Origin of the sequence: Rickettsia australis str. Phillips (genome assembly GCF_000273745.1) — a bacterium.
GTDB lineage: Bacteria > Pseudomonadota > Alphaproteobacteria > Rickettsiales > Rickettsiaceae > Rickettsia > Rickettsia australis.
The window spans coordinates 51,957-76,663 of the sequence record NZ_AKVZ01000013.1; the positions used below are offsets into that span (position 1 = coordinate 51,957).

The following is a 24,707-nucleotide window of genomic DNA, read 5'->3' on the forward strand; positions in this document are numbered from 1 at the left end:
AGAGGAAAAGATAAATTAATTTGCTAATAATCTATATTTCTAGCTTTGCAAAAACCTTATTGTAAAGATATATTATTTATGATAAAACCGATTCGGTAAAAATAAATAAAATATACTATGAAAATATTAATTCTAGGTGTTACCGGTATGCTAGGTAATAGCATATTCAGATTTTTAAGCAGTGATAAAAAATTTGATGTTTATGCGACAACCCGAAATAATTCAGCTCGTTCTTACCTTTCTAAGAATTTATCCGATCAATTAATTATAAATGTAGATGTTGAGAACCACGATTCGTTAGTTGAGGTATTTAATAAAATAAAACCCGATGTAGTAATAAATTGTATAGGGCTTGTAAAACAACTAGCTGATGCAAACGACCCGTTAAAAGTATTACCAATAAATAGTTTGTTACCGCATAGGCTAGCTAATTTATGTAAATTAGCTAATTCAAGGTTAATCCATATTAGTACTGATTGTGTATTTTCAGGAAAAAAAGGTAATTATAAGGAAAGCGATTTTCCTGATTGTGATGACCTTTACGGTCGTTCTAAATTCCTTGGCGAAGTAGATTATCCGCATGCTATTACGCTGCGTACTTCCATTATAGGTCATGAGCTAGCAGGTAATAGAAGCTTAATCAATTGGTTTTTAAGTGCAGAAGGGCAAGTGAAAGGTTTTGAAAAAGCTATTTATTCAGGATTTCCGACAGTAGAACTTGCAAGAATAATAAGGGATTTTGTATTACCGAATAAAGAACTGCATGGGCTTTATCATGTTGCATCAAAACCAATTAATAAGTTAGAATTGTTAAAATTAGTAGCGGAAATATATAATAAAGTAATCGATATTATTCCGTCAGATGAGCTTGTAATAGATCGCTCAATGGATGGCACACGTTTTAATGAAGTGACGGGTTATAACCCGCCGCAGTGGTCTGAGCTTGTGAAGCGTATGTATGAGTTTGGGTAAATAGTCATTGCGAAAAGAATTACGTAGTAATTCGACGAAGCAATCCAGTTAAAAATTCTGATTTACAGAATTTTTTAATTATTTTCTGGATTGCCGCGTCGATGCTACGCATCTCCTAGCAATGACGGCGAAATCAAACCGCAATGATGAGGTAAACAATAACAAAATAGGTACTAAATATATAATGTTTGTAGATAAAACTTTAATGATTACAGGAGGCACCGGTTCGTTTGGTAATGCGGTGCTTTCTCGTTTTCTTAAATCCGATATTATTAACGATATTAACGAAATTAGAATTTTCAGTAGAGACGAAAAAAAACAAGAAGATATGCGTATTGCTTTAAGTAATCCGAAACTTAAATTCTATATCGGAGATGTGCGTAATTATAAAAGTATTGATGAGGCGATGCATGGTGTAGATTATGTATTTCATGCTGCTGCTTTAAAGCAAGTGCCGACTTGTGAATTTTATCCGATGGAAGCAATCAATACTAACGTTTTAGGTGCTGAAAATGTTTTAAGTGCTGCTATTAATAATAAAGTAGCAAAAGTTATTGTATTGAGTACCGATAAGGCTGTATATCCAATTAATGCAATGGGATTATCTAAGGCATTAATGGAAAAGTTAGCAATAGCAAAAGCTCGTATGTGTAGCCAAGGTGAAACTGTGCTTTGCGTTACTAGATACGGTAATGTTATGGCATCTCGCGGTTCAGTGATTCCTCTTTTTATTAATCAAATAAAACAAGGTAAAGAATTAACTATTACCGAGCCTTCAATGACACGTTTTTTAATGTCGCTTGTAGATTCCGTAGATTTGGTTTTATATGCGTTTGAGCATGGTCGTCAGGGTGATATTTTTGTACAAAAATCTCCAGCAAGTACAATTGAGATACTTGCAAAAGCGTTACAAGATATATTCGGCAGTAAAAACAAAATACGTTTTATCGGTACACGTCATGGAGAGAAGCATTATGAATCGTTAGTATCATCCGAAGATATGGCAAAGGCAGATGATTTAGGTGGTTATTACCGTATTCCTATGGATGGGCGTGATCTTAATTATGCAAAATATTTTGTTGAAGGCGAAAAGAAAGTAGCACTTTTAGAGGATTACACTTCGCATAATACAAAACGTTTAAATTTAGAAGAAGTAAAAAAGTTGTTGCTGACTCTTGATTACATACAAGAGGAGCTAAAAAATGCTTAAGGTAATGACTATTGTCGGTACTCGTCCTGAACTGATTAAACTATGCTGCGTGATTTCCGAGTTTGATAAATATACTAATCACATCCTAGTTCACACCGGTCAAAATTATGCATATGAATTAAATCAGGTGTTTTTTGATGATATGGGAATTAGAAAACCCGATTATTTCTTAGAAGTAGCAGCAGATAATACAGCAAAATCTATTGGGCTTATTATCGAAAAAGTTGACGCAGTCCTTGAGAAAGAAAAGCCCGATGCCGTTTTGTTTTACGGTGATACTAATTCCTGCTTATCGGCAATTGCTGCTAAACGTCGTAAAATTCCTATTTTCCATATGGAAGCAGGAAATCGTTGTTTTGATCAAAGAGTACCCGAAGAAATAAACCGTAAAATCATTGATCATACTAGTGATGTTAACATTACGTTAACCGAGCATGCAAGACGTTATTTAATTTCTGAAGGTTTACCGCCTGAGCTTATTTTTAAATCAGGATCGCATATGCCTGAGGTTCTTGACCGTTTTATGCCTAAAATATTAAAGTCCGATATTTTAGATAAATTATCGTTAAAAGCAAAGCAGTATTTCTTAATTAGCTCACATCGTGAGGAAAATGTCGACGTCAAAAGTAATCTGAAAGAATTATTAAGTAGTTTACAAATGCTTATTAAAGAGTATAGCTTTCCTGTAATCTTCTCAACACACCCAAGGACTAAAAAAAGACTTGAGGATTTATGGGAGAGGAAAGAGCTTGGTGATAAAATAAGGTTTTTACCGGCTTTTGGTTTTACGGATTACGTCAAACTTCAGATGAATGCGTTTTGTATTTTATCCGATAGCGGTACCATTACTGAAGAAGCATCTATACTTAATTTACCTGCTTTAAATATTCGAGAAGCACATGAGCGTCCTGAAGGTATGGACGCCGGAACGCTTATTATGTCGGGCTTTAAGGCTGCACGGGTACTACAATCGGTGAAAGCCATTACGGCAGAACACGAGAATAATAAAGATACGCAAAAAATATACTCAAATGATTTGGAGAATTGGAATGTAAAACGAGGAGCGAGCACGCACAGCCTATATTTAATAGGTGAGCATGCGAGTTCTCCAAAGTTTTGCAGAGACAATTTTTCAAAGCAGAAGAGTATTGTGCAGGATTATGCCGAAGCAGGACTTGTATCAAAGAAAATATTGCGTATAGTTTTAAGTTATGTGGATTATGTTAACCGTACGGTGTGGTTTAAGAAGTAATCTTATTCATTGTTATCATATCAAAAACATGAAATTCTTTAAATTAATAAAACTTAACCTTTTATTTTTAAGTGTTTTATTACTAATAACTCTTATATCTTCTTTTTGTTATTCCAAAGGAAATTCTTATAAAAAAATAGTTTTTCTTGTTAGTACAGAGACATTCGGCGGCAAAGGCGTATACGCGATGTATAATGAGATGAAAAAAATAGGTCATGATGTCAAAATTGTAATAGTACCTCATCCTCATCCCAATATTCAAGGAGGAATAGATACCGAGTTTATTAGTAAATTTGATACACAAGATGTGATATATCCATGCGGTAAGTATGCTTCTTATTCAAATGTTAATACAAAATGTGAAATTTCTGAATTAAAAAATTATCAGCCGGATTTTATCTTTACGCAAAACCCTTACGAAAATTTTCAAGGCTATATATCAGAACCTTTTACAGCTGCTAATTTGTATAAGAGTTTTAGAGGAACTAAAACAAAAATTATGTATATAGTCTATGGTCCGCATATCTTTCATCAAAAAAATATTGATGATGATAAGTTATCAAGTTTCATAGAGACGGTATTTGTTGATTCAGAAAGTACAAAGGATATCTTTATGAGTAATTATAAATTTCCTAAGGATAGAGTTATTGTTTCAGGTTATCAACCATACTATGAAGTAAGGAATTATAATATTAAAGAAAAACCAAACTCGGAAACCATTTTATGGCTTCCTAGATGGGAATTATCGTTTAAAAATAGAGACTTATATGAAGGAGGTTCTACTTTCTTAAATTATCAATATTTTTTCTATAATTATGCATTACAACATCCTGATATTCATTTTATTATAAGACCGCATGTTACTCTATTTACCTATGCGGTCGGTAAAAATTACTTAAGCCAAAGTGATATGGATAATATATTCAGTAGATTTAACTCTTTAAAGAATGTTACTGTTTCTGCACATGCATTCAGGTCGTTACTAGATGATATAATGGTGTCGGATATTGTAATAAGTGACGGTACTTCATCTCTTGCTGAAGTAGTAGTTGCCGATAAGCCTATAATTTACTTAAGTAATGGTTGGAATAATGAATTTAATAGCAATGCTCTATCTAAAGAATTAAAAAAATATATGTATTTTGCTTATGAGCCGCAAGATATTATTAATTATATAGAATTTATTAAGCAAAATCATTATTTACCTTATCATGAAAATAGTAGTGGTAGAAATCAATTTAAAAAGATGCTTGATCCTGTAGAAAACCCTGCTGCATTTATCGCCGAATATTTATTAAAGTGATAATAGTTTAAATAATTTATGTTAGAAGAAATTTATAATGATGGAGAAAGATTAATTCCTGGGGCAACTCATGATGTTTTAGAGGTAATGCGTAATAAAAGTAGTTATAAATTTTTTAAAAAAATTATAGAAGCTGATATACTTAATAGCCCATTAATGCTAAATCAAAAAATAAAAATTCTAGATATAGGTTGTGGAACAGGACATGGAACTTATGCTTAGCGGTATATTAGGAGTAGAAATTACCGCAATAGATATCAGTAAAGAAGCTATAATTTATGCTAAACAAAATTATGGAGCATCTAATATTAAATATATTAAATCTGATTTAGTTAGTTTTATTAAAAAGGCAGAAGAATATGATTATATTGTATCACGACATGCACTTGAGCATATTGAAGATGGGTTAAATCTAGCACTTAATTTTAAATGTAAAAAACGATTAATAGTAAATGTACCTTTTAATGAACCGGAAGGGAATATATATCATTTAGTTAATTGGATTACTGAAAAATACTTTGAATCATACCAGAACAAAGAATTTGTATATGAAGAATTAGATGGCGTAACTAACGACACACATTCTGAAAAAAATCCTCCTAATTCTATAATCTGTACATCCAGTCACTCAGATTTAAAGCCTATAAAGCAATTATTTCACTATCCAATCTCAGCTTGGACTCCAGAATTTTTAGAAAAGCTAGGTTTTCTAAAAATTTCAAGATATATTGAAACAATTGCTGCAAACTAGAAATGCATTTAAAAATAGCGAAGAGAAAAATTTAAACTATGAAATTAAATAATACTGTAACAGAGCTAAATAATGCTTTAGAAGAAATAAAAATGCTTAAAGTGAAGAAGAAAAATCTATTTTTCTAAAGCTCTATAGAAAATTTAAACAATAAAGGCATTGCTAACTAAAGAGAGATGTTATCCTGTGGTTTGGGAGTTAGATCTAGGAAAATAACTTAAAATACTAATAAATTTAGTATTTTTAACTGGCTCTAGTTCCTAAACCACTGGATGGCATCGAGCTTTTTATTATTATCTTTCTTTAGTTAGCAATACACAATAAAACTAACATTTTATAAATTATTTCTAAAAGTTATGATAACTAAAAAAGATAAAACTTTAAATATTTATTGTCCTTTAGTTTCCATTATTATACCTGTCTATAATGGGGCTAATTATATGCGTGAAGCGATAGATAGTGCTTTAGCCCAAACATATGAAAATATTGAAATTGTAGTTGTTAATGATGGCTCTAAAGATAATGGGAAGACAGAAAATGTAGCATTATCATACGGTGATAAAATACGCTATTTTCATAAAGAAAACGGTGGTTGTGGTTCAGCTTTAAATTATGGTATAAAAAACATGGAGGGGAAGTATTTTTCATGGCTTAGCCATGATGATATATATTATCCTAATAAAATCGAGCATCAAGTTAACATATTAAATAAATTAGATAATAAAGATACTATCATTTATGGCGGTTATGAATTAATTGATGAAAAAGGAAGTTCTTTACGTTATATTAAACCGGATAGTGTGCTACCTATAGATAAACTTAATATTTCTTTATTACCTTTATTACGCGGATTAATACATGGTTGTTCGTTATTAATTCCTGCTAAATATTTTCATGAAATTGGTATATTTAATGAAGCTTTACTGACAACACAAGATTATGATTTATGGTTTAAAATTTTCCGTGTTGCCCCTATTCATTTTGACGAGTCTATCCTAATTAAATCTCGTTTTCATTCAGAGCAAGGTAGTAAAAAAATATCAAATCATAACGAAGAATGTAATGTATTATGGTCATCGTTTCTTCATGAGTTAACAGAAGAAGAAATGATCAAAATGGAAGGTTCTCCTTATTTATTTTTAACTCGTACAGCTACTTTTTTATCAAATAATACTCCATATAACAAAGCTTGTGACTTAGCAAATACTATGGCTAAGCAAGTATTACATGATACTAAAGTTAGTGTTATTATACCGGTATATAATAGAATAAATTGGGCAATTGAAGCTATAGAAAGTGTACTTATTCAAACACACAAAAATTTTGAGATACTTATAATAGATGATGGATCGACTGATGATATATCAGAATTAACTTCAAGATGCAAAAAAGATAAAAGAATAAGATATTTTTATAAAAAAAATGAAGGACCTGCTGCTGCACGTAACTTAGGTATTAAAAATGCTATGGGAAAATATATTGCTTTCCTTGATTCGGATGATTTATTTTATAAGGATAAAATAGAAATCCAATTACAGTTTATGGAAGAAAATAATTGTATATTTTCTCATACTTCATATCAAAAAATAAATGAAAAAGCAAAATATATAGAATCTGTTCATTCTGGGTTTTTTAGTGGAAATGTTTTTCCTCAAGTTATACAAACTTGTCCAATAGCAATGCCGACAGTGATGGGAACTTTGACATTATTCCAAGAAAATTTATTTCCCGAAAATATAAGAAGCGGTGAAGATTGTTGTTTATGGATATCGATTGCTAGTAAAAACTCAATAGGCGGTATAGACAAAGAATTGTCTAAAGTACGAATTAGCGGTGGTACTAATACGTTTATGGACCCAAATAAATATTCAGTAGGTTTAATAAATATTACTTCTTATGTTCTTAATGATCCGTATTTAAGTAAATTTAGTCCGTTTACTATTAATTTGTTATTAGCAGCTGTTACACAATTAAGATTATTAGAAAATAAAAATAAAGACTATAAAAAACGTAATATTTCTTTTTTCAACAATAATTATGTAATTCAAAAAATACGAACCTATTGCTTTGTAACAAAAATTTTGATTTTGTTAACTATTACTTCTATAAGGCAAGAAGGAATACGTGCAACAACCTCTAGAATATGTAGATGGCTTAGAAAGCATATATAAATAACTATTCCTCAAGTATCTTAACTTTTGAGCCGTCACCGATTTTAGTCATACCTTCGTTAACGACTAAGTCCCCTTCTTTAATATCGTTAGAGGTAATTTCAATTAGACCTTTTGTACGTGTACCGATTTTTACGTATAATTGTTTTACCGTATCACCGTCTATTTTATAAATAAAATTACCTTGATTATTTCGTTGAATACAACTTTCAGGAACGGTTAGATTTTTATGAGGGTTAATTATCAGCATAACATCTACAAAGCTATTATGCAGGATTTTTGTCCCCATAGGTAAAATAATTTTAGCTGTTAAAGTACCTTGATCTGATAAGTAATGCGATACTGCTCCGATTGTGCTTTTAATTGTTCCTGCAATTAAAACTTCAGTATTGATTCCAACTTTTCCGCTTAAAGACTCCGGCAATTCAATAAAAATACTTTGTGAATTTTCTGTTCCGGTAATGCTAAAAAGATAGTCGCCTATTTTGACTTCATCGCCTACCATAAATTTAATTACGCCTATTTTACCGGAGTAGGGTGCAGTAATTATCATGTCGTTATATGTTTTTAGAGCTTTGGAATAATTAAATTTTGCATCTTCAAGTTCGCTTTTTGACCTTTTATATTCCTCATTGCTTACAAATTTTTTAGCAAATAACGCTTCTTTTCTATTATAATCTTCTTGTTTTGTATTTAATAAAGCTGCTGCTCTAGATTTAGTGGTTTCTGCTATGTTTTTATCTATAACCAGCAATATATCCCCTTTTTTTACTATTTCTCCTTGATGTGCCGAGACTTTTTCAACTATTCCGGTAGCATTAGCATAATAATCACGGCTATTATCATTTTGGCATTGTCCTACAATATTAAATATGTCGTAAAGTTCGGCAATTTGTACTTTAGTTGCTTTTACTCCTATAATTTTTGCTTCTTCCGTTTTACTTGCCATAGTAGAAAGTGAGATAAGTAAGGTAAAAAGAACAATAAGTTTTGTAGGCATAATATTATACTCTAAGTGAATAGGTGTCATCTAGTTAGTGTGTCTGCGTTAGGTATTGTTGCGTGGATAAATTGCACCTATGTCACCCCGTAGTCAAGCCACGGGGGTGACATATTGGGTTTACCGCTCCATGCACAACAATACCTACAAGTTATGACAAAGTATGCTTTTTAAGTTCCTCATCCGTTAACCATTTATATTCTTTTTCTAGAATTTCAAATCTCATTTTTTCTAATTGTGAATCAAGCTCAGGTTCAGGAATGATAGCAGAACCAGTAAACTCAAATCCTTGATAGTTAATTTTTAGTTTTTTACAAGTTTCTTGTAATGAAAATAAGTTTTCTTCTATATCATCGATAAATATTATTGATTGCGGATAATAATTTGTTTTGCGTAATACATATTCAAGTATGCTTCCTTTATCATATTCTGCAGTGTAAATTATGCCGTCTTTTAATGTAGGTTTACCGTAACCGGCATTAAAATCTTCTATTATTATCTCATCTTTTGACGGTGAAAATTCTTGAAAATTTACCTTTAATTCAGTGAGTTCATGAATTCTCCATTCAATCATATCTTCAATTATACCAAATTTACCGGTAGGAAGTTTAGTAAGTCCCATTGCCGGAATATTTTTTTCTTTAAGTAGAGCAAATATTTTTAAAATGTCTGAATTAACGAATCTCGCTTTTTTTTTTTAAGAATAACGCTAAGTAATAATTCGCATTCTTTTCTAGTAAGTCTTTTTTCAATATCTTCCATTAATTCTTTTCTATAATCATGTGTTAACCTAGATTCATCGCTATCCATTACAATTACTTCATCTATGTCAAAAAGCACCAAGCTAGTATTATCGGCTTTCTCTATTGCTTGTATAACTTCTTTAAAATCATGAACTTTATTTATTTTGCTATACATATTTATCTTTTATTTTTGATTTAAAATCTAGATTGCGTTATTACCCTTAGATATTACTTATGTGAATAATTTTATGTCATTCCCGCGTAGGCGGGAATCCAGTAAAACATATAAAAAACTTGTTTTGTATACGTTTATTTTATCAAATATGCAACTTAACTATATCAACATTAATGTTATTTGTCTGGATTCCAGTCTACGCGGGAATGACACAAAGCAAGTTGTCTAATTCATACAATACAGTTCTAAATAACTACGGGTATCTATATTTATTTTGTAACGTCACTTATCACTTCTTCTAAGGAATTTGTCATTACCTTTAAATCTTTTTCTCTAGACAAATTATGGTGGCCGTCTTTAATTAGCTTCATTACTATTTGTTTACTAGTTATTTTTTCTAATAATTTTACTGAAACATTATAAGGCACGTCTTCATCTAACATTCCATGAATTAGATGTACCGGTATATTGATATCAATCTGTTTCTTTGTCAATAATAAATGTTTTTTTGCATCTTCTATCAATTTATAGCTCATGGGATATTTATGCTCACAATTTTTACCGTTTACTTCTAATATTCCCTCTTTTTGTATCTTATTTTGATCGTCTAACGATATATTTTGCCAAATATTTTCGGTAAAATCCGGAGCAGGGGCTACACATACAAGCCCTTTTATTTTATCGGGGAATTTTAAAGCTGTCAGAAGTGCTAGCCATCCTCCCATGCTCGAACCTACTAATATCGCCTCCTTATCAATTAATTTGTCTAAAATTAGTGATACTCCTTCTAACCAATCACTAATTGTTTGATCGTCAAATTGTTCCGATGCATTTCCATGACCGAAATTATCAAAAACAATAAAATTATAATTGTTTTTTTTACAATAATCTATTAAATAGATAGCCTTAGTTGATTGCATACTAGACATCAAGCCGTGTAAAAAAATTACAGATGGAATATTTGTATTAATTATTCTATAATTATCATAGACAATAAATTTGTCTTGTGTTTTATTATAAAGCTTGTGCATTTTAAATAATTATTTTAATAGATTGAGATTTAATGCCTTCATTAAAGTCAAGTAAACGATACAATAAATATACTATTTTGCAAGTAGTTCCTGCTCTAGTCTCAGGAGGTGTTGAAAGAGGTACTATAGAAGTTGCAAAATATCTTAAAATTCTTGGTCATACTCCTATCATAATTTCAGCAGGCGGTACTCTAGTTAAAGAGTTAGATAAGGAAGATATATTACATATTGAAATGAATAGTAGCAGTAAAAATCCTTTCGTAATTCTGAATAATGCAAAATTGATAGTAGAAATAATCAAAAAATATAATGTTGATATAGTTCATACAAGATCAAGGGCACCGGCATGGAGTTCATATCTAGCAACAAAATGGACTAACGCTAAATTTTTGACTACTTTTCATGGGGTTTACAATATTCCGAATAGTTTTAAAAAATATTATAATAGTATAATGCTAAAAGGCAATAAAGTTATTGCCGTATCTAATTTTGTAAAACAGCATTTGCTTGCAAACTATAAAATTGATGAAGATAAAATAGTAGTAATTGAACGTGGAGTAAATTGTGATTATTTCGATCCGGCAAATTTAACGCCTGAAAAACTTAAAAAATGTCGTGATAAATATGATGCACCGAGCAACGTGCCGATAATATTAATGCCTTCTAGAATGACAAGCTGGAAAGGACATCTTGTTCTAGTAGAAGCATTAAGTAAGTTAAAACATAGAGATTTTTATTGTTTAATGGTCGGTGATATATCTAGACATCCCAATTTTACTAATAGAGTCAAAGAGCTTATAGCTACTCTAAAACTTCAAAATAAAATTCAAATTTTCGGTAATGATTCGGATATAATAAACCTGTACGGGATTTCCGATATTATCGTTTCTGCCTCAATCGAGCCTGAAGCTTTCGGACGTACTATTATAGAAGGGCAGGCGATGGAGAAGCTTGTTATTGCAACTAATATAGGCGGGGCAGTAGAAACGATAAATAATAATATAACCGGTTTCCACGTAGAACCAAATAATGCCGAAGCGTTAGTACAGAAAATCGATTATTGTTTATCAATTTTAGGTACTGATGCTGCTAAGAAAATCCAAGAAGCAGCAAGACATACGGTAATTAATAATTTCTCTCTTGATCTAATGCTAAGAAAAAACCTTGAAGTCTATAAAGAAATCTTCAAAAACTCCCATAATTGAACAGTTAGATTTAGTATATACTCATGATAAATAAAAAGTAGAGTATATAGGAGTGAATAGAATAGCTATTCTCCTAATCAGTTTATTTCAGCATACAAATCTTTAAGATTTATATACTGAGCATCAACATTATTATAATCATAAGATTTACCGTCATGATGCACTACAAGCATTAGATTTTCCAGTAAAAATTCTTTTAAAGCTTGTTGTGCATTTTTTATAGATATTTTATCAAGATTGGCAAACACCTCGTCTAAAATTAATATTTTAGGGTTTGACATTATAGCTTTAATGATTCCAATTTTTCTCTTTTGACATCCACTTGGTGCATTTATTACATCATAATTTTTATCACTTAAGTGCGTAATTAATGTAGCTAGATCCAATTTTATAAATAATGTATTAATTTTTTCTTCTAATGATTGTTTATTACTTTTAATGATTGATTGATCAAGACCTGAGGTTATTACTTCAAATAAAGTAGATTGAACCGGTATGTAACTATTCTGATCAATAAATATTATTTTTGGATTTTTATAGTAGGTATGGAAATTTTACCAACACTATGACAGGGGGCAGCAATACAATTTACTAAACTCTTTAAAAAAGTGGTTTTGCTTTTCCCTGAGGGAGCTGAAAGAAGATAATGTGCTCCTAATTTTAATACTAATTTTTTAAAACTCAAAATAGTTCTTTCTTCTATAATTAGGTTATAATCAGAAATAACAAGTTCATCATTTGTATCATTAGTAGACCATGTTATTCCTTTTTTATCTTCAGAAGAAATTGCCTCTATTAATTTTGTAATTCTTGCTTGTGATATAGCTGCTCCACTAAAGATTATTTTTAATGAAGAACTTGTTAAGAATGATTTTAAAGTTTCAAGCCAAGGATAAGTAGTAGAGCTTGCTCAAGTGTAATCTCTCCATTTTTTACTTTATCAATATAGTAAAGTGATTTTATGAATTTATCTGAGATATCTAATATAGTAATTATAGTATTTTTTGTGCTATCTAAAAACAACATTTTCTTTGATATTTCTTTGTTAGCTTTAAGTTGCTTGGCATATTGATTTTGTACAAATTGAGCAGAATCAGTTAACAAGATATTTTTGAAGTGTTAGAGGATATATTGCTTACGTATAGAAGTTTTATTTTCGTTAATTTTCCCCGCTTCTTTCCTGTAAGAAATATCCAATTGATATAATATTGTCAAACTCATTAAATATAATAGCTCCTGGAACTAAATGCATTATATCTTGTAATGCAATAAGCTGTATAATTTTTTGAGTGGTAAAATTCCAATAGTAAAAGTATTATGAAGATCAATAAATAAATTATTAGTAATAGCTTCTGTATCCTTTAATCCTAAGATTTTACTTTTATATTCCTTGTTTAGTAACAGTTCTAAAGCTTTTTGTTCAATTAAATCTTGAGTATTTTGTGTTAAAGAAGTTTTATATGAGTGGAGTAGTGTGCTTATTATATTTTTCCACACCATAAAATACTGATTTTTGCTCCTTGAGAAATAAGAGGTCCTATAGCAGCATTAGGGTCCTGTATGAGTAAGGTTAATGCAATTAATGTATTGCCGTCATTTCCGGTATAGTTAAAACTACTATTTATGCATGCTTCAATTAAATCTAAAACGTTTGTTATAACCATATTTCTAATAATTGGATTATTATAAATATGATAAAATCCTTGCGTTACATCTTTAATTTCATTTTTCTAATTATTAGAAAGTATATTAGGATCCCCTAATATTAGGGGTTAAGTTTGTTTAAATTTGCCTGATAATTTAAGAAATCAGTCCCATAATATGCTAAGCCCACTATTGCAGCTGTAGAAGAAATTGGTACTGAATAATTAGGAAAAGTTGTGATGAAATTTCTAGTGATAGGATAGATTAAACTTCCTTTAAATGTGGAAGAAGTAAGATAATGTTTCTGAAAATACCTTTCGGTTGTTAAGATTTCATCAGCAAGAGTTGCCGAAACAAAAAGACTGCTTCCTTTTGTCCCATTTACAATAAAACCAGTTATACTGCTAATTATTAAATGCGTTCCATATGCTAACTTCTTGGAAAAGTTAGAAGCAGCATTATTTTTATTAAAATTTTCTGTATTTATAATTTTGTCTGGATGCCCGTTTTCGCGGGAATGACATAAAGAGCATTTACCAGTCCACGCAACAATACCTTGCGATGAGCCGTAGGCGACGTGGCAGTCCAGAAAAAATAATAAAAAAATTTTAATTTACAGTTTTTCTTTAGCTCAGACGTTAAATTCTTAACTAATCTATCTTTAATAAACTTTTCTGAATTAGGTGATAAGTGGTATTATAATATAAAGGAAAAATGTAGGTGTAGGGACAAAAGTCAAAAGGCAGGTAAATAAAACCTACCTTTTTGTAACTATTAACGAGAATATAACTCGATTACTAAATGAACTTCTGCTTCAAAAGGATATGGGACATCAGAAAGAGCAGGAACTCTTAAATATTTACCGGTTAATGAAGGTACATCAAATGATAAATACCCCGGTGTTGTTTGACCTTGTTTTGAAACGGATTCTTGGATAAGCGGTATTTGTTTGACGGATTCTTTAATTTCTATAACATCACCTGCCTTTAGTCGTATGCTTGCTATATCGGCTTTCTTACCGTTTAATTTAATATGTCCATGTGAAACTAGCTGTCTTGCAGCAAAAATAGTTGGAGCTATATTCATTCTATAAACGACAGTATCAAGTCTGCTTTCAAGTAACCCAATAAAGTTTTCACCGGTATTACCTTTCATTTTTTGAGCGAGTGCAAAAATATTTCTAAATTGTTTTTCAGTGACACGACCGTAGTGGCATTTTAATCTTTGCTTAGCTTTTAAATGTAAACCATAATCTGAAGTTTTAATCATGGTATTTTGTCCATGCTGTCCGGGACGATAATTTCGTGTATTGAAAGCATCTTTGCTATCACTCCATAGGCTTACTCCAAGTCTTCTACTAGCTTTATATTTAGAACGAACAATTTTTGTCACTGATAATATCCTTAACTATTATATTTGAATTACAAGAAAATATATACATTTCTTATATCAAAGTCAATCATTGATTTTTACCCTAAAACTTTTTATATTTAATTAAAAAATATTTCATATGAGTTCTTTAGTAACGCCAATCAATTTAGATAAAATCAATCATTCACAAAGTACCGTTAAAGACTATATCTTACTTATGAAACCGCGTGTGATGTCGCTTGTAATTTTTACAGGTTTTGTAGGTATGTGGCTTGCTCCCTATTCTGTGCATCCTTTTATTTCTGTTATTGTGCTTGCTTGCATATCTCTTGGGGCAGGGAGTGCAGGGGCAATTAATATGTGGTACGATAGAGATATCGATAGCTTAATGAAACGTACTCAAAAAAGACCTATCGTCAGAGGTGCTATAGAACCTGATGAGGCTTTATCTTTTGGTTTGATAACAGGATTTTTTGCAGTATTTTTTATGGCTTTATGTGTTAATCTACTTGCATCCTTTTTACTGCTATTCACTATTTTTTATTATATCTGTATTTATACTATTTGGTTAAAGCGTCGTTCTATACAAAATATTGTTATTGGCGGAGTATCGGGAGCATTACCTCCTGTGATAGGTTATGCAGCGGTAAGCAATACTATATCTCTAGAGTCAATTATATTATTTTTAATTATTTTTATTTGGACGCCGCCGCATTCATGGGCTCTTGCTTTATTCTGTAACGATGATTATAAAAACTGTAAAGTACCGATGATGCCTGCAGTAAAAGGGACTTTATATACTAAGGCACAAGTTCTAATTTACAGCATTCTTTTATTTATTGTTTCGTTAATGCCTTTTTTTATTGGAATGAATAATTTTATATATCTAATAATTGCCGGTATTCTTGGGTTAGTATTTCTATATTATTCCAGTTCTTTATTCTATGACACCCCTGATAACAAACAAGCTAAACGATTTTTTGTCTATTCGATATTTTATTTGTTTTTTATATTTTTACTTTTGTCCTCAACTAGCACTATATCCGATATTAGCTAAGAGATAATAGTGTTGGGTTACTTTTATGGAAGATAAAATTGAAACTCAACGTGAAGAAACATATCATAAGCTTATTTTCATGCAAGTGATTTTTTATTTATAATTCAACTGCATTTATTACTATATAGCTTTAATTTTTAAATTTTATGCTTGTGTTTCGTAATTTTGATAAGTAGGAAGAGTTAGAAGATATATCGGATTTGATGCCAAGGGAGTAACCTGTCATACAACACACTCCATCATTGGATAAAATTACTCTTAATACCGGCTTTATAACGTACAGTCTTGCCTCCATATTCACTTACTTTATTTTCCTGTATATTTGGTTGTCAAATTAAAGCTTCACTCTCTAATCTATTTGGAGCAATATTTCTTTCATGCTGCTTATCGTTATACGTTCAAAATATGCATTCCGCCTTTATAAACGGTTTATATTGGTTGTTTATGTATTGATCTAAATCTTCAAATAGCTTTTCGTATTCGATAAGCCATCCTTCATAAGCAATAATAAGAGAAAAGTTTAGATGAACTTCATAACCTGCTTCAATAAAAATATTTAACGCTTTTATTTTTTAGATAATTGGACTCGTTTTTGGCTCTAATATCTTATTTATCCTAGCCGGCATCAAGATAAATCTAATTCTTATTTTGCCGTCAGGATTAAAATTAAGCAGTTTATGATTAACATATTTAGTAGTAAAAGTTGCTTTAGCACGTGGGTGTTCTTTAAAGAAATTAAAATCTTTAGCCAATTAGTGTGTTTCCAATGCAAGCTTACATCGGTAGAACAACCTATATCATATGTCTAATATTTAGAATCTGTTTGATTGGAATTGTAGTCGGTAAATTTACTATATGTTTATCTAATATGTCAAGTATTTGATCTATATTTTCATTTATATATAATATCTCATAGTTATGACGCATAACATAACAATAACTATTTCTGCAACCTCCGGCACAGCCATATATGAAGTTAGGCGTTATGTAATCCGCTGATCTTCCATTAGGACGTATGTGCAAAGTTTGCGTATTTTGTACTATTTTCTTAATCATACGATTTTAAATTAAAGTTTATTTAAAATACTTACTTAGCTTTACAAGCTTCAGATTTATTTACTTATATTGAAATTGTAGTTATAAATTATTAATTACAAACATATCATAAGTGATGGAAAAACCAAGCTATCTAAACTTTGATAATAAAAATTATAAATAGCAAAATGATATTGATTATCGTAAATACCCAGAAAAGCTATAGAGTAGGTAAAGGTGAGCAAGGAGTATTAATTTGTCAACCATATAAAAATGAAATTTTGCCTTATTGGAAGTTTAAAACTCCTGAAATTGCTAAAAAAAGAGGATAATGATTTTGTTGAAGCTGATATGGCTCGTAAATATTTGCAAATGGGTTTTACTAGAAGTAGATGTTATGCTAATTATAAAGGTGGGAAAAAATATGACAAAGAACATGATTATAAGAAATTAGAAAGAGGAGGGGGACCCAAAAAAAAGTAAAAAGTGCTGATATATTTTTCAACAAATGGCAAGAGGCAGAAGATAATAAGAAATATAAAAAGATGAAAATAGAATGGAAAAAATAATATTGGTAGATATTAGCTTTACCAAGTTCATTTGTTTATATTGTAGTAGATTAATAAGAGGATAGATTATGACTAAACATGAAATTGTGGAGCTATTTAAAAAATGTATCAATTTACATAACAGATATCAATACCAAGAGGACAAAGATAATTTACGAAAATTCGTTGAAACTGATTCTGAAGAACTTTCAAATTTTATTGAAACTTATAATAAAACTGAAAAATATAACAACAGGGAAGCTGAAGTGTTTCATAGCTTAAGTTCTATTTAAATGGAAAAACAACAAGATAATGCAATTAAATCATTAAAGAAAGCTATTGAACTAGATCTAAGTAAAGCATACTACCACGAAGAGTTTTTTAATAAGTTACATGAAATAAATACGGAGGAAGCACTCGCTTCTATCAAAAGAGCTATAGGGTTAAATCCAAATAAAAAATCATTATATGAAGATTTTATTATTTTGTGGAAAAAGGCAAATTATGATGAAGAAGCAGCAAAAATTACTGAAGCAATTCAATATTTCCCTAAAAAACATACCTAATTTGGTATTAGATACTGAGGCAATAATAGAAGTTTATCAATTGAGGAATGCACTTAAATGCGAATAGTTGGTATGCCTAATTAAAATAGATGTCATTATTGTAAGAAGGCGTTGTTGTATGGCTCAGAAAAAGCGTACAATGTCATTCTTAGCAACGGCAGGAATCCAGTTTTTTTCTCTGTCATCCCGTGATTTATTCACGGGATCTAGGAAAAAATAAAAGCTTGGACCTCGTGGTAAGCCACGTGCTGACATTAAGGATTACTGGATTCACGCCTATGTGTGAATGACATTGAGCCACGCAACAAAGCCGAATAAATGAGGTTTATCTGAAAGATATTTAGTTACACACACGGGATCACAGAGAGGGATAATAAGTCACACAACACCCGTGACGGTCACATCAAAACAGTTTTTTCAATCCTTTTTGTAGTAGTTTATTTATAGGATCTGCTTGTTTGTTTTCCTGCAGAGAGCTACTTTGTTCCTCTGCATTTGTATCTTTTTTCTTTCTAAGACCTAAAGCATCTTTAATAATATTTTCAGGTTTTTTCTCACCGCTTTTTAGATCTTTAATAACGCTATTAAATACGTTGTTAACTAAATAAGTTTGAAGAGCCTGAATATCTAGCTTATGCTGCGGATTATTTATAAATCCGTATAATTTAACAGCTATAGGTGGTAAGTCCGCAATAGTAACGCTTGCACTAATCTCCATCATATATTGCGGTAAGTTAATTTGACCGTTTGCATTTGCTTTAGCAGGTGAAGCATCTAAACTACATTCATTTAAATTAAGTTTGCCTTGCGTTATATTTCCACTGGCCATTAAATTTTTGAAAGATGTAGATCCTCCGCTAAAGGAACTGTTAATAAGTCGTAATACTCCTTCGGTATTTTTAGCATTACCCACCGCATCTGCGATTCGGTTTAAATCAAATCCGCTTATTTTCCCGTTATCGCTATTTACGTTAAATTGTCCATTTAGATTATTAACATATGTATAAATGCTATTACCGCGAGAAGTAAGATCGGCTTTAAAGCTTAGTCGCCCATCAGTTATTTTTATTTTACCTGATTGTGGAGTTAAATTTTTGAGATAGGCATTTTTTAAATCGATTTTGATTACAGCGTCTTGCTCTTTTCCTGAACTCACATAACCGGTGCTACTTAGTTCGCCACCGTAAATGCTTGCATTAACTGAAGTAATATTTAGCTTACCGCTGATGAGATTTAATTTTGCTTTTAAATTATTTATGATTAATGAGTCGTGAGTTAATTTATCAATATTTGCGGATAATTGTCCTTCAATTTCATTTAAAAACCCTAAGTTAATAGGATTGTTTGACCAAGGAGAATTATTGTTAGCTGTAGCTATATTTTGATTAGCAGGACTACTAGTTTTATTTAAAGCAGGAGTAGGGCGATGGCTTGCAAGAATTTTATCCAAATTAACTAACGGACTGTATAAGTTAAGATTGAAATTTGGTTTCTGGGATGCTAAATTAATAGCACCTTTAATAGATATATTAGTATTAAAAGCAGATATTTTATTATTAATATGGAAAGTATCTTTAACTTTTTGTACTACCCCGTTTAACTGCAATACTCCAATCTTGCTTAAATTACTTACTCCCATGGGAGACATAAACGACTCAAAATTATTAATTTTTAGATTATGAGAAATAGTTATATCTTGAGCCAAGTTTTTAAGCTCAATATCTCCGGTTAGATTACTATTTGCAACCGATAAACTAATATTTTGTAATTTTATTGTTTGAGAATTACTAATTACATTAGAAGTAAGTATAAGTTTTTGGTTAATAATAGGCGGTAATTTATCGGTCTTTAGCTTTAAAGCATCAAGTATAGGTTTTAAACTATCAGCTTGTAGCATAATATTTGTCTTATCTAAATTAGAGCTAATTTCGGTTATAATGTTACCTGGATTTACAATAATATTTGATTTTAGGTTATTATGCTCTATATCATAATTTGCATTTGCTAGTAATTTTATATTTGTATAATTAAGTCTAGCATCTCTAATAGTTACATTTTTATTATCGGCAGTAATTGTCGTAGTTAGCTCGTAGTCATTTTGTAAATCAGCAGGCATACCTAAAGTTTTAGTATGACCTTTAATATTTGCTTTACCTATAAAAGAATGATTTTCACTATCAAAATTTCCTTTGATTTTAATTTTTTCACCGGCAAGATTAATATTAGCACTTAACGGAATTATTTGTCTGAGTTCTTCAATATTTCCCTCTATATTAATCTGCTGCTGCAAAGCCTTTAAAGCTAAAGTAAAATCTATAGGACCTTTAAGGCTTTTAATTTTAGTCTCTAAATTAATATCGTTAAATATTTTCTCACTATTTTTTTCTATATATATTACTTTACCGTCTATAATTTTAAAATGACTAATCAAAATGGGAAGTTCTAATTCAGTTTTAGTATTAGTAGATTCTGCATAACTAACATTATTTTCTTTAGGCTTATTATTAGATGTAGCAAACTGCCAATTTTTTTGTCCGTTATTCAAGACTTCTAGATTTATCATCGGTTTTTGCAACTCTATAGAAGCTACTTCAATTGCTCCTCTCAAAAGAGGAAAAAGCCGCAATGATGCTTTAGCACTTTCAACGGAAACTAGATGAGGTTCTTTTGTACCGTTTATTGATGATAATTTAATTTCTGAGAGAGATATTGCGGGATTCGGTAGTAAAGATAATTTTATATCGCCGTTAATAGTTAAATCTCTATTGGTAGCCTCTTTAACTTTATCTATTATTACTCCTTTATAATTATCTAAAGGAATAAAGAAAGGAATAACAATCAATAACAATATTATACTTATAAATATAATAAGTGAGTATTTGAAATTTTTAGGCATAGAGCTTAACCTTCTATTTATATACATATATTGATTATAGTATCTAAGACTTAATTGTCAAATTCATATAATTTACTCAATTAAGTATTACCAGATGTTATCCCACGACTTGATCGCGGGATCCAGTTTAAAATACTAAAATTGTTAGTATTTTTAGTTGTTTTTGAGATCCTGTGGTCAGGCCCACGGGATGACAGCGAGTAGGTTTTCTGATCCATGCAACAATGCTCCGCTTTTCACGGGAATGACATAGAATTAGTTAATATCGGCATTGATTATATAGAATTAATTTTATGTTATACTTTGCCCAAATTAGTCAAAATAATATAATAGGAATAGAAATAAATCACATTTAAACCCTGTAAGTAGAAGAGGAAATTATGGTAAGTATAGCACGTAGTTGGGAGCTAAAAGGCATAGAAAAAGGTAGGCCAGAAGGAATAAATATCGGTGAAATGAAATTAGCAGAGATGGCAAAAAGAATGTTAAGCAAGAACAAGCCTTTAGACGAAATTATTAAATTTACCGGTTTTACAAAAAAGAATATTGGAGAATTACAAAAACAGCTTCAAAAATTTAAGTATTTAAACTCCTCTTGGATAATTTAAAGTCACATAATCTTTAGTTATAACAGGAAAAAACTCTTTATTGAAAGGTAATAACTCAGTTGTTTGATCTAAAAATTCTATTTCAATTATATCGCCGGCACCAAAGTTAAGAATATTTTTAATTTTGCCTATTTCTTTATGATTTTGGTCTAATACAGGTAAATGATTTAAATCCGCTATATAAAATTCATCTTTTTCCGGTTCCGGTAAGCTTGCTCTTAAGCAAAATATTTTATAGCCTTTTAAGTTTTCTGCTTCATTTCTAGTAGTTATATCATTAAATCTACAAATTAATCCTCCTTTGGCATTTTGGCTAATTAGCTTAATATGTATATCTTCTCCTGACTCATTTACTAAATGTCTTGCAAGTATTTTGGTAGCAGGTTCGGTAAAAGATTTTAAAATTACATGACCTTTAATTCCATGACATGATTTTATTACACCGACTAAAATTAAATTTTCTAAAGAATTCATTAATTTGCCTTTAAATTTTGATAATTATATAATAATATATTTAAAAACTTTTTATAGACATGATACAAAAAATAGCTGCCGGCATCATAATTTGTTTCTTATTATTGTTATTTATAATTTTGGCTGCATTATCGTTTGTTAACTATAATTCGGTTACTAATAATTTTACCAGTCATTTAGGAATTGCAAAAGAAAATATTGGCAAAATCAAGATGAATAAATTTCCTTTGCCCTATTTAATTATTGAGACGATAAAGGAAGGAGGAGAATTAGATTTAGAGCAGATTAAAATGCATTTTTCGTTGTGGTCGCTTATAAAATTTAATCCTAAAATTAATAAAATAGACATATTAGATGCTAAGTTTTATTCTAATTCTAATGTATTAAATATTTACAATAATGAAGAGTTAATAAAGAATTTCTTTAAATATAAATTACAAAATTTAAATCTAAATGTTACTAATCTAAGTATTATTAATAAACAAGATTATTCTATTTTAAATTTTAATAATTGTATATTAAAAAAAGAAAATGCTTTATCGTCTAATTACATATTTAAAACTACAAGTAACTATATAGGTGAAATTTCAGTTTCAATTAATAAACATGATGATATAATAGATTTTAGTCTTGATATTGATAATAATGATTATGGTTTTAAGCTATCGCAAATTTACAAAGATTTTAAGCTTACTAGCGGTAGCGGTGAATATCAGATTAAAAATTTAGCATCGGTAATGTATAATATATTACCAGATTTAAACCATATTTTTAATAAAATTAGTCACAATGAGGAAGTAAATATTAAATTTAATATTTCAAATAATGAAGATGCAATAGAGCTAAAAGATATAGCAATAGCCTCCTCTTTTATTACAGGTAATGGATTTGTTAACATTGCTAAAAATGATAATATTACTACTAATGTGAAATTAGATTTTCCTAAAATAGATCTAAGTTCGTTAATTTCTCCAAATGCAGAGGTAACATTTAATAATTCTCCTTCAAATATTAGATTTATTTTTGCTGATAAATTACTTAAAGCAGACATAGCAATTAACGAAATAATTTTAAGTAGTAATGAAGCACTAGAAAAAATAGTTTTTTCTTCTAACTTATCACAGGATACTTTAAATATCAATGAACTTTCAGGTAATATTAAGTCAGGTGGAGAATTTAAGCTTACAGGTAATGTAACACAGAATACTGTTAGAAGTATGTTTGATGGACAGCTATATTTAAAGCACAATGATATAAATTCGTTACTGAATATTTTAGGATTTAATGATGTTACTATTAAAGAAGCTATTCCTTTTAGCTTGTCGTCGGATTTAAAACTCACTTTAATAGATTTATTTTTTAAAAATTTATTACTTAAAACAGATCATTTAACTTTATCAGGAAATTTCTCTAGTAAATTTATTGCTCAAACACCTCGTTTAGATGCTACGCTTAATATATCTTCGCTTGACTTAAGCGGTAGGACGTATCCAATAATTTCGCCTCTTATCGAATTTACAAAAAATTTAACTAAAGATATGAAAACTTTAGATTATCCAAGTAAATTTATTCCTATTAGAACAATAGGATATTTAGCTAATTTAGATATTTTGATAGATAGTGTTAAGTATAACGATCATGTATTTGACAAAATGAATTTGCTTGCTAAAATCGTACCAGCTAATATAAAAATTAGTAATTTAGATTTTAAAACCGTGGGTAGCTATTTATCAACTAGCTGGAACTTGGATGCTTCGAGTGTATTACCGTCTTTGACCGTAGAAATTAAGGATGGTAATCTTACTACTGATTTATTATCACCGGCAGGAATGCTTAATTTAAGAAATAAATTAATAAATGAATATAGTTTAGATAAAACTATATTGCAATTTTACGGGACATTATCAACATTATCACAGAATAATTTAATATTGAAAAATGTTAAATTTTATGTAGCAAATAATAATAATCTATTACAATTTAATAATATTGAAGCAGAATTATTAGGCGGCAAGCTTCAAGGTAGCGGCAATATTTTATTGGAACCTTATTCTATAAATTTCGTATATGCTTTAAATACAATAGATTTAGATAAAGTTTCGGCTCTTATGCCTAAAATATTTACTGCAAGTAGCGGAGAAGTAAGTGTAAGCGGCAGTTTAGGGACTAACGGTAACACTCTTCAAAGCCAGCTATATAACCTTACTACAAAATCACAATTTGCTATAAACAATATAGATATTAATAATTTTGCAATTGATTCTTTTATAGAAAAAATTAATACAGCTGATTATAAGGTACAAAATTTAGATAAAGATATAAATAGTGCTATAACCACAGGACAAGAAAATGTTAGAGGTATAAGAGGTGATATTGAACTACAAAAAGGCATTGCCCTTTTAAAGCAAGTAAAATTTGCAACACAATATAGTAGAGGTGCGGCCTCTCTTGCAGTTAATATATATAATTTTGATATGGATGCATCTAGTATTTTATCATTTTACGTACCAGCAAGGCTTGTTAAGTTAAATACCTCAAATACGAGTTCCGATAAAGATAGTTTGGCACATCTTAATATAAAAATGCAAGGTAGTATTTTTGCTCCTAAGAAAACGTTTGATAGTAGTGAGCTAAAAAAATTACTGATACCACAAATAACTGACAACAACACTACTACAGATAACCATTAAAAAAT

23 protein-coding genes and 3 pseudogenes are annotated in these 24,707 nt (G+C 29.9%); 13 read left to right on the plus strand and 13 right to left on the minus strand.

All coding sequences use genetic code 11. The annotated features are described in order from the left end of the window. The first annotated feature begins 117 nt into the window (after nt 1-117). From A452_RS0102030 to A452_RS0102060, 6 genes and pseudogenes are all read left to right on the plus strand, one after another. Complete coding sequence (locus A452_RS0102030; protein WP_014412913.1) at nt 118-972, plus strand: dTDP-4-dehydrorhamnose reductase family protein; 855 nt, start codon at nt 118-120, stop codon at nt 970-972. Between the two features lie 184 nt (nt 973-1,156). Beyond that, nucleotides 1,157-2,182 carry a UDP-glucose 4-epimerase gene (gene capD, locus A452_RS0102035; RefSeq protein ID WP_014412912.1) on the plus strand — a complete coding sequence of 342 codons (1,026 nt, stop codon included), beginning with the start codon at nt 1,157-1,159 and terminating at the stop codon, nt 2,180-2,182. Continuing rightward, nucleotides 2,175-3,434, plus strand: coding sequence for a non-hydrolyzing UDP-N-acetylglucosamine 2-epimerase (gene wecB / locus A452_RS0102040; protein ID WP_014412911.1), 1,260 nt, complete (start codon nt 2,175-2,177; stop codon nt 3,432-3,434). The genes capD and wecB overlap by 8 nt, the downstream gene beginning before the upstream one ends. Further along, nucleotides 3,394-4,737, plus strand: coding sequence for a hypothetical protein (locus tag A452_RS0102045; protein WP_025999549.1), 1,344 nt, complete (start codon nt 3,394-3,396; stop codon nt 4,735-4,737). The genes wecB and A452_RS0102045 overlap by 41 nt, the downstream gene beginning before the upstream one ends. A gap of 18 nt (nt 4,738-4,755) precedes the next feature. Next, a pseudogene (locus tag A452_RS08005) lies at nt 4,756-5,236 on the plus strand (class I SAM-dependent methyltransferase); the annotation flags it as partial. Between the two features lie 608 nt (nt 5,237-5,844). After that, nucleotides 5,845-7,659, plus strand: coding sequence for a glycosyltransferase family 2 protein (locus A452_RS0102060; protein ID WP_014412909.1), 1,815 nt, complete (start codon nt 5,845-5,847; stop codon nt 7,657-7,659). Between the two features lie 4 nt (nt 7,660-7,663). Here A452_RS0102060 and A452_RS0102065 read toward each other — a convergent pair whose 3' ends face one another. From A452_RS0102065 to A452_RS0102075, 3 genes and pseudogenes are all read right to left on the minus strand, one after another. Next, complete coding sequence (locus A452_RS0102065) at nt 7,664-8,662, minus strand: efflux RND transporter periplasmic adaptor subunit (RefSeq protein ID WP_025999541.1); 999 nt, start codon at nt 8,660-8,662, stop codon at nt 7,664-7,666. A gap of 148 nt (nt 8,663-8,810) precedes the next feature. After that, nucleotides 8,811-9,577: pseudogene (locus A452_RS08010) on the minus strand (DUF2608 domain-containing protein). A 269-nt stretch (nt 9,578-9,846) separates the two neighbouring features. After that, nucleotides 9,847-10,608: an alpha/beta hydrolase gene (locus tag A452_RS0102075; protein WP_014412906.1), complete on the minus strand. Its 762-nt coding sequence runs from the start codon at nt 10,606-10,608 to the stop codon at nt 9,847-9,849. A gap of 32 nt (nt 10,609-10,640) precedes the next feature. Between A452_RS0102075 and A452_RS0102080 the strand changes: the two genes are divergently transcribed. Continuing rightward, nucleotides 10,641-11,813, plus strand: a complete 1,173-nt coding sequence (locus tag A452_RS0102080; protein WP_014412905.1) for a glycosyltransferase family 4 protein — start codon at nt 10,641-10,643, stop codon at nt 11,811-11,813. Between the two features lie 77 nt (nt 11,814-11,890). Here the strand turns inward: A452_RS0102080 and A452_RS09450 are convergent, their stop codons facing one another. The 5 genes from A452_RS09450 to rpsD form a co-directional block, all read right to left on the minus strand. Beyond that, nucleotides 11,891-12,337, minus strand: a complete 447-nt coding sequence (locus A452_RS09450) for an ATP-binding cassette domain-containing protein (protein WP_410524391.1) — start codon at nt 12,335-12,337, stop codon at nt 11,891-11,893. Nucleotides 12,338-12,686: 349 nt separating this feature from the next. Further along, the gene (locus A452_RS0102090) at nt 12,687-12,917 is read right to left on the minus strand and encodes a hypothetical protein (RefSeq protein WP_014412903.1); all 231 of its coding nucleotides are present in this window, start codon (nt 12,915-12,917) and stop codon (nt 12,687-12,689) included. Nucleotides 12,918-13,064: 147 nt separating this feature from the next. Further along, nucleotides 13,065-13,313: a hypothetical protein gene (locus tag A452_RS11820; RefSeq protein ID WP_014412902.1), complete on the minus strand. Its 249-nt coding sequence runs from the start codon at nt 13,311-13,313 to the stop codon at nt 13,065-13,067. Further along, a complete protein-coding gene (locus tag A452_RS0102105; RefSeq protein WP_014412901.1) occupies nt 13,295-13,477 on the minus strand; it encodes a hypothetical protein in 183 nt (60 codons plus the stop codon). The genes A452_RS11820 and A452_RS0102105 overlap by 19 nt, the downstream gene beginning before the upstream one ends. A 754-nt stretch (nt 13,478-14,231) precedes the next feature. Beyond that, nucleotides 14,232-14,849: a 30S ribosomal protein S4 gene (gene rpsD / locus A452_RS0102110; protein WP_014412900.1), complete on the minus strand. Its 618-nt coding sequence runs from the start codon at nt 14,847-14,849 to the stop codon at nt 14,232-14,234. Between the two features lie 118 nt (nt 14,850-14,967). On the opposite strand from rpsD, the gene cyoE reads away from it, so the two are divergent. Further along, nucleotides 14,968-15,885, plus strand: coding sequence for a heme o synthase (cyoE, locus tag A452_RS0102115; protein ID WP_014412899.1), 918 nt, complete (start codon nt 14,968-14,970; stop codon nt 15,883-15,885). A 572-nt stretch (nt 15,886-16,457) separates the two neighbouring features. On the opposite strand, the gene A452_RS12730 is transcribed toward cyoE, so the two are convergent. Both A452_RS12730 and A452_RS12735 read right to left on the minus strand, forming a co-directional pair. Further along, a complete protein-coding gene (locus tag A452_RS12730) occupies nt 16,458-16,637 on the minus strand; it encodes a hypothetical protein (RefSeq protein ID WP_025999543.1) in 180 nt (59 codons plus the stop codon). Nucleotides 16,638-16,677: 40 nt separating this feature from the next. Next, nucleotides 16,678-16,941 (minus strand): hypothetical protein, encoded by a 264-nt coding sequence (locus A452_RS12735; RefSeq protein ID WP_025999544.1) that lies wholly within the window; start codon nt 16,939-16,941, stop codon nt 16,678-16,680. 167 nt (nt 16,942-17,108) lie between these two features. Here A452_RS12735 and A452_RS11825 point away from each other — a divergent pair. From A452_RS11825 to A452_RS08025, 3 genes and pseudogenes are all read left to right on the plus strand, one after another. Then, nucleotides 17,109-17,403, plus strand: a pseudogene (locus A452_RS11825) (DUF4385 family protein). Nucleotides 17,404-17,557: 154 nt separating this feature from the next. Next, complete coding sequence (locus tag A452_RS0102135; RefSeq protein WP_014412898.1) at nt 17,558-17,761, plus strand: hypothetical protein; 204 nt, start codon at nt 17,558-17,560, stop codon at nt 17,759-17,761. Beyond that, nucleotides 17,762-18,034, plus strand: coding sequence for a hypothetical protein (locus A452_RS08025; protein WP_014412897.1), 273 nt, complete (start codon nt 17,762-17,764; stop codon nt 18,032-18,034). Nucleotides 18,035-18,437: 403 nt separating this feature from the next. On the opposite strand, the gene A452_RS0102145 is transcribed toward A452_RS08025, so the two are convergent. Together A452_RS0102145 and A452_RS11050 are read right to left on the minus strand one after the other, a co-directional pair. Then, a complete protein-coding gene (locus tag A452_RS0102145) occupies nt 18,438-20,930 on the minus strand; it encodes an AsmA family protein (RefSeq protein ID WP_025999545.1) in 2,493 nt (830 codons plus the stop codon). A gap of 80 nt (nt 20,931-21,010) precedes the next feature. Further along, a complete protein-coding gene (locus A452_RS11050; protein ID WP_162828818.1) occupies nt 21,011-21,148 on the minus strand; it encodes a proline/betaine transporter in 138 nt (45 codons plus the stop codon). A gap of 162 nt (nt 21,149-21,310) precedes the next feature. On the opposite strand from A452_RS11050, the gene A452_RS0102150 reads away from it, so the two are divergent. After that, the gene (locus A452_RS0102150; RefSeq protein ID WP_014412896.1) at nt 21,311-21,538 is read left to right on the plus strand and encodes a hypothetical protein; all 228 of its coding nucleotides are present in this window, start codon (nt 21,311-21,313) and stop codon (nt 21,536-21,538) included. Here the strand turns inward: A452_RS0102150 and rimM are convergent. Continuing rightward, complete coding sequence (rimM, locus tag A452_RS0102155) at nt 21,515-22,012, minus strand: ribosome maturation factor RimM (protein ID WP_014412895.1); 498 nt, start codon at nt 22,010-22,012, stop codon at nt 21,515-21,517. The two genes, A452_RS0102150 and rimM, sit on opposite strands and share 24 nt — an antisense overlap. A gap of 59 nt (nt 22,013-22,071) precedes the next feature. Between rimM and A452_RS0102160 the strand changes: the two genes are divergently transcribed. Next, entirely contained in the window at nt 22,072-24,702 is a 2,631-nt protein-coding gene (locus tag A452_RS0102160; RefSeq protein ID WP_014412894.1) for an AsmA-like C-terminal region-containing protein, read from the plus strand. The last annotated feature ends 5 nt before the right edge of the window (nt 24,703-24,707 follow it).

Bases quoted from the DNA above. Each gene is read 5' to 3' on its own strand.
- A452_RS11050 (WP_162828818.1), bottom strand. From the start codon at position 21,148: ATGGATCAGAAAACCTACTCGCTGTCATCCCGTGGGCCTGACCACAGG.
- A452_RS08025 (WP_014412897.1), top strand. From the start codon at position 17,762: ATGGAAAAACAACAAGATAATGCAATTAAATCATTAAAGAAAGCTATT.
- A452_RS0102160 (WP_014412894.1), top strand. From the start codon at position 22,072: ATGATACAAAAAATAGCTGCCGGCATCATAATTTGTTTCTTATTATTG.
- A452_RS0102080 (WP_014412905.1), top strand. From the start codon at position 10,641: ATGCCTTCATTAAAGTCAAGTAAACGATACAATAAATATACTATTTTG.
- cyoE (WP_014412899.1), top strand. From the start codon at position 14,968: ATGAGTTCTTTAGTAACGCCAATCAATTTAGATAAAATCAATCATTCA.
- A452_RS11820 (WP_014412902.1), bottom strand. From the start codon at position 13,313: ATGGTGTGGAAAAATATAATAAGCACACTACTCCACTCATATAAAACT.
- A452_RS0102060 (WP_014412909.1), top strand. From the start codon at position 5,845: ATGATAACTAAAAAAGATAAAACTTTAAATATTTATTGTCCTTTAGTT.
- A452_RS0102045 (WP_025999549.1), top strand. From the start codon at position 3,394: ATGTGGATTATGTTAACCGTACGGTGTGGTTTAAGAAGTAATCTTATT.
- A452_RS0102075 (WP_014412906.1), bottom strand. From the start codon at position 10,608: ATGCACAAGCTTTATAATAAAACACAAGACAAATTTATTGTCTATGAT.
- A452_RS12735 (WP_025999544.1), bottom strand. From the start codon at position 16,941: ATGATTAAGAAAATAGTACAAAATACGCAAACTTTGCACATACGTCCT.
- A452_RS0102145 (WP_025999545.1), bottom strand. From the start codon at position 20,930: ATGCCTAAAAATTTCAAATACTCACTTATTATATTTATAAGTATAATA.
- capD (WP_014412912.1), top strand. From the start codon at position 1,157: ATGTTTGTAGATAAAACTTTAATGATTACAGGAGGCACCGGTTCGTTT.
- A452_RS0102105 (WP_014412901.1), bottom strand. From the start codon at position 13,477: ATGGTTATAACAAACGTTTTAGATTTAATTGAAGCATGCATAAATAGT.
- A452_RS0102030 (WP_014412913.1), top strand. From the start codon at position 118: ATGAAAATATTAATTCTAGGTGTTACCGGTATGCTAGGTAATAGCATA.
- wecB (WP_014412911.1), top strand. From the start codon at position 2,175: ATGCTTAAGGTAATGACTATTGTCGGTACTCGTCCTGAACTGATTAAA.
- rimM (WP_014412895.1), bottom strand. From the start codon at position 22,012: ATGAATTCTTTAGAAAATTTAATTTTAGTCGGTGTAATAAAATCATGT.
- A452_RS0102135 (WP_014412898.1), top strand. From the start codon at position 17,558: ATGACTAAACATGAAATTGTGGAGCTATTTAAAAAATGTATCAATTTA.
- A452_RS0102150 (WP_014412896.1), top strand. From the start codon at position 21,311: ATGGTAAGTATAGCACGTAGTTGGGAGCTAAAAGGCATAGAAAAAGGT.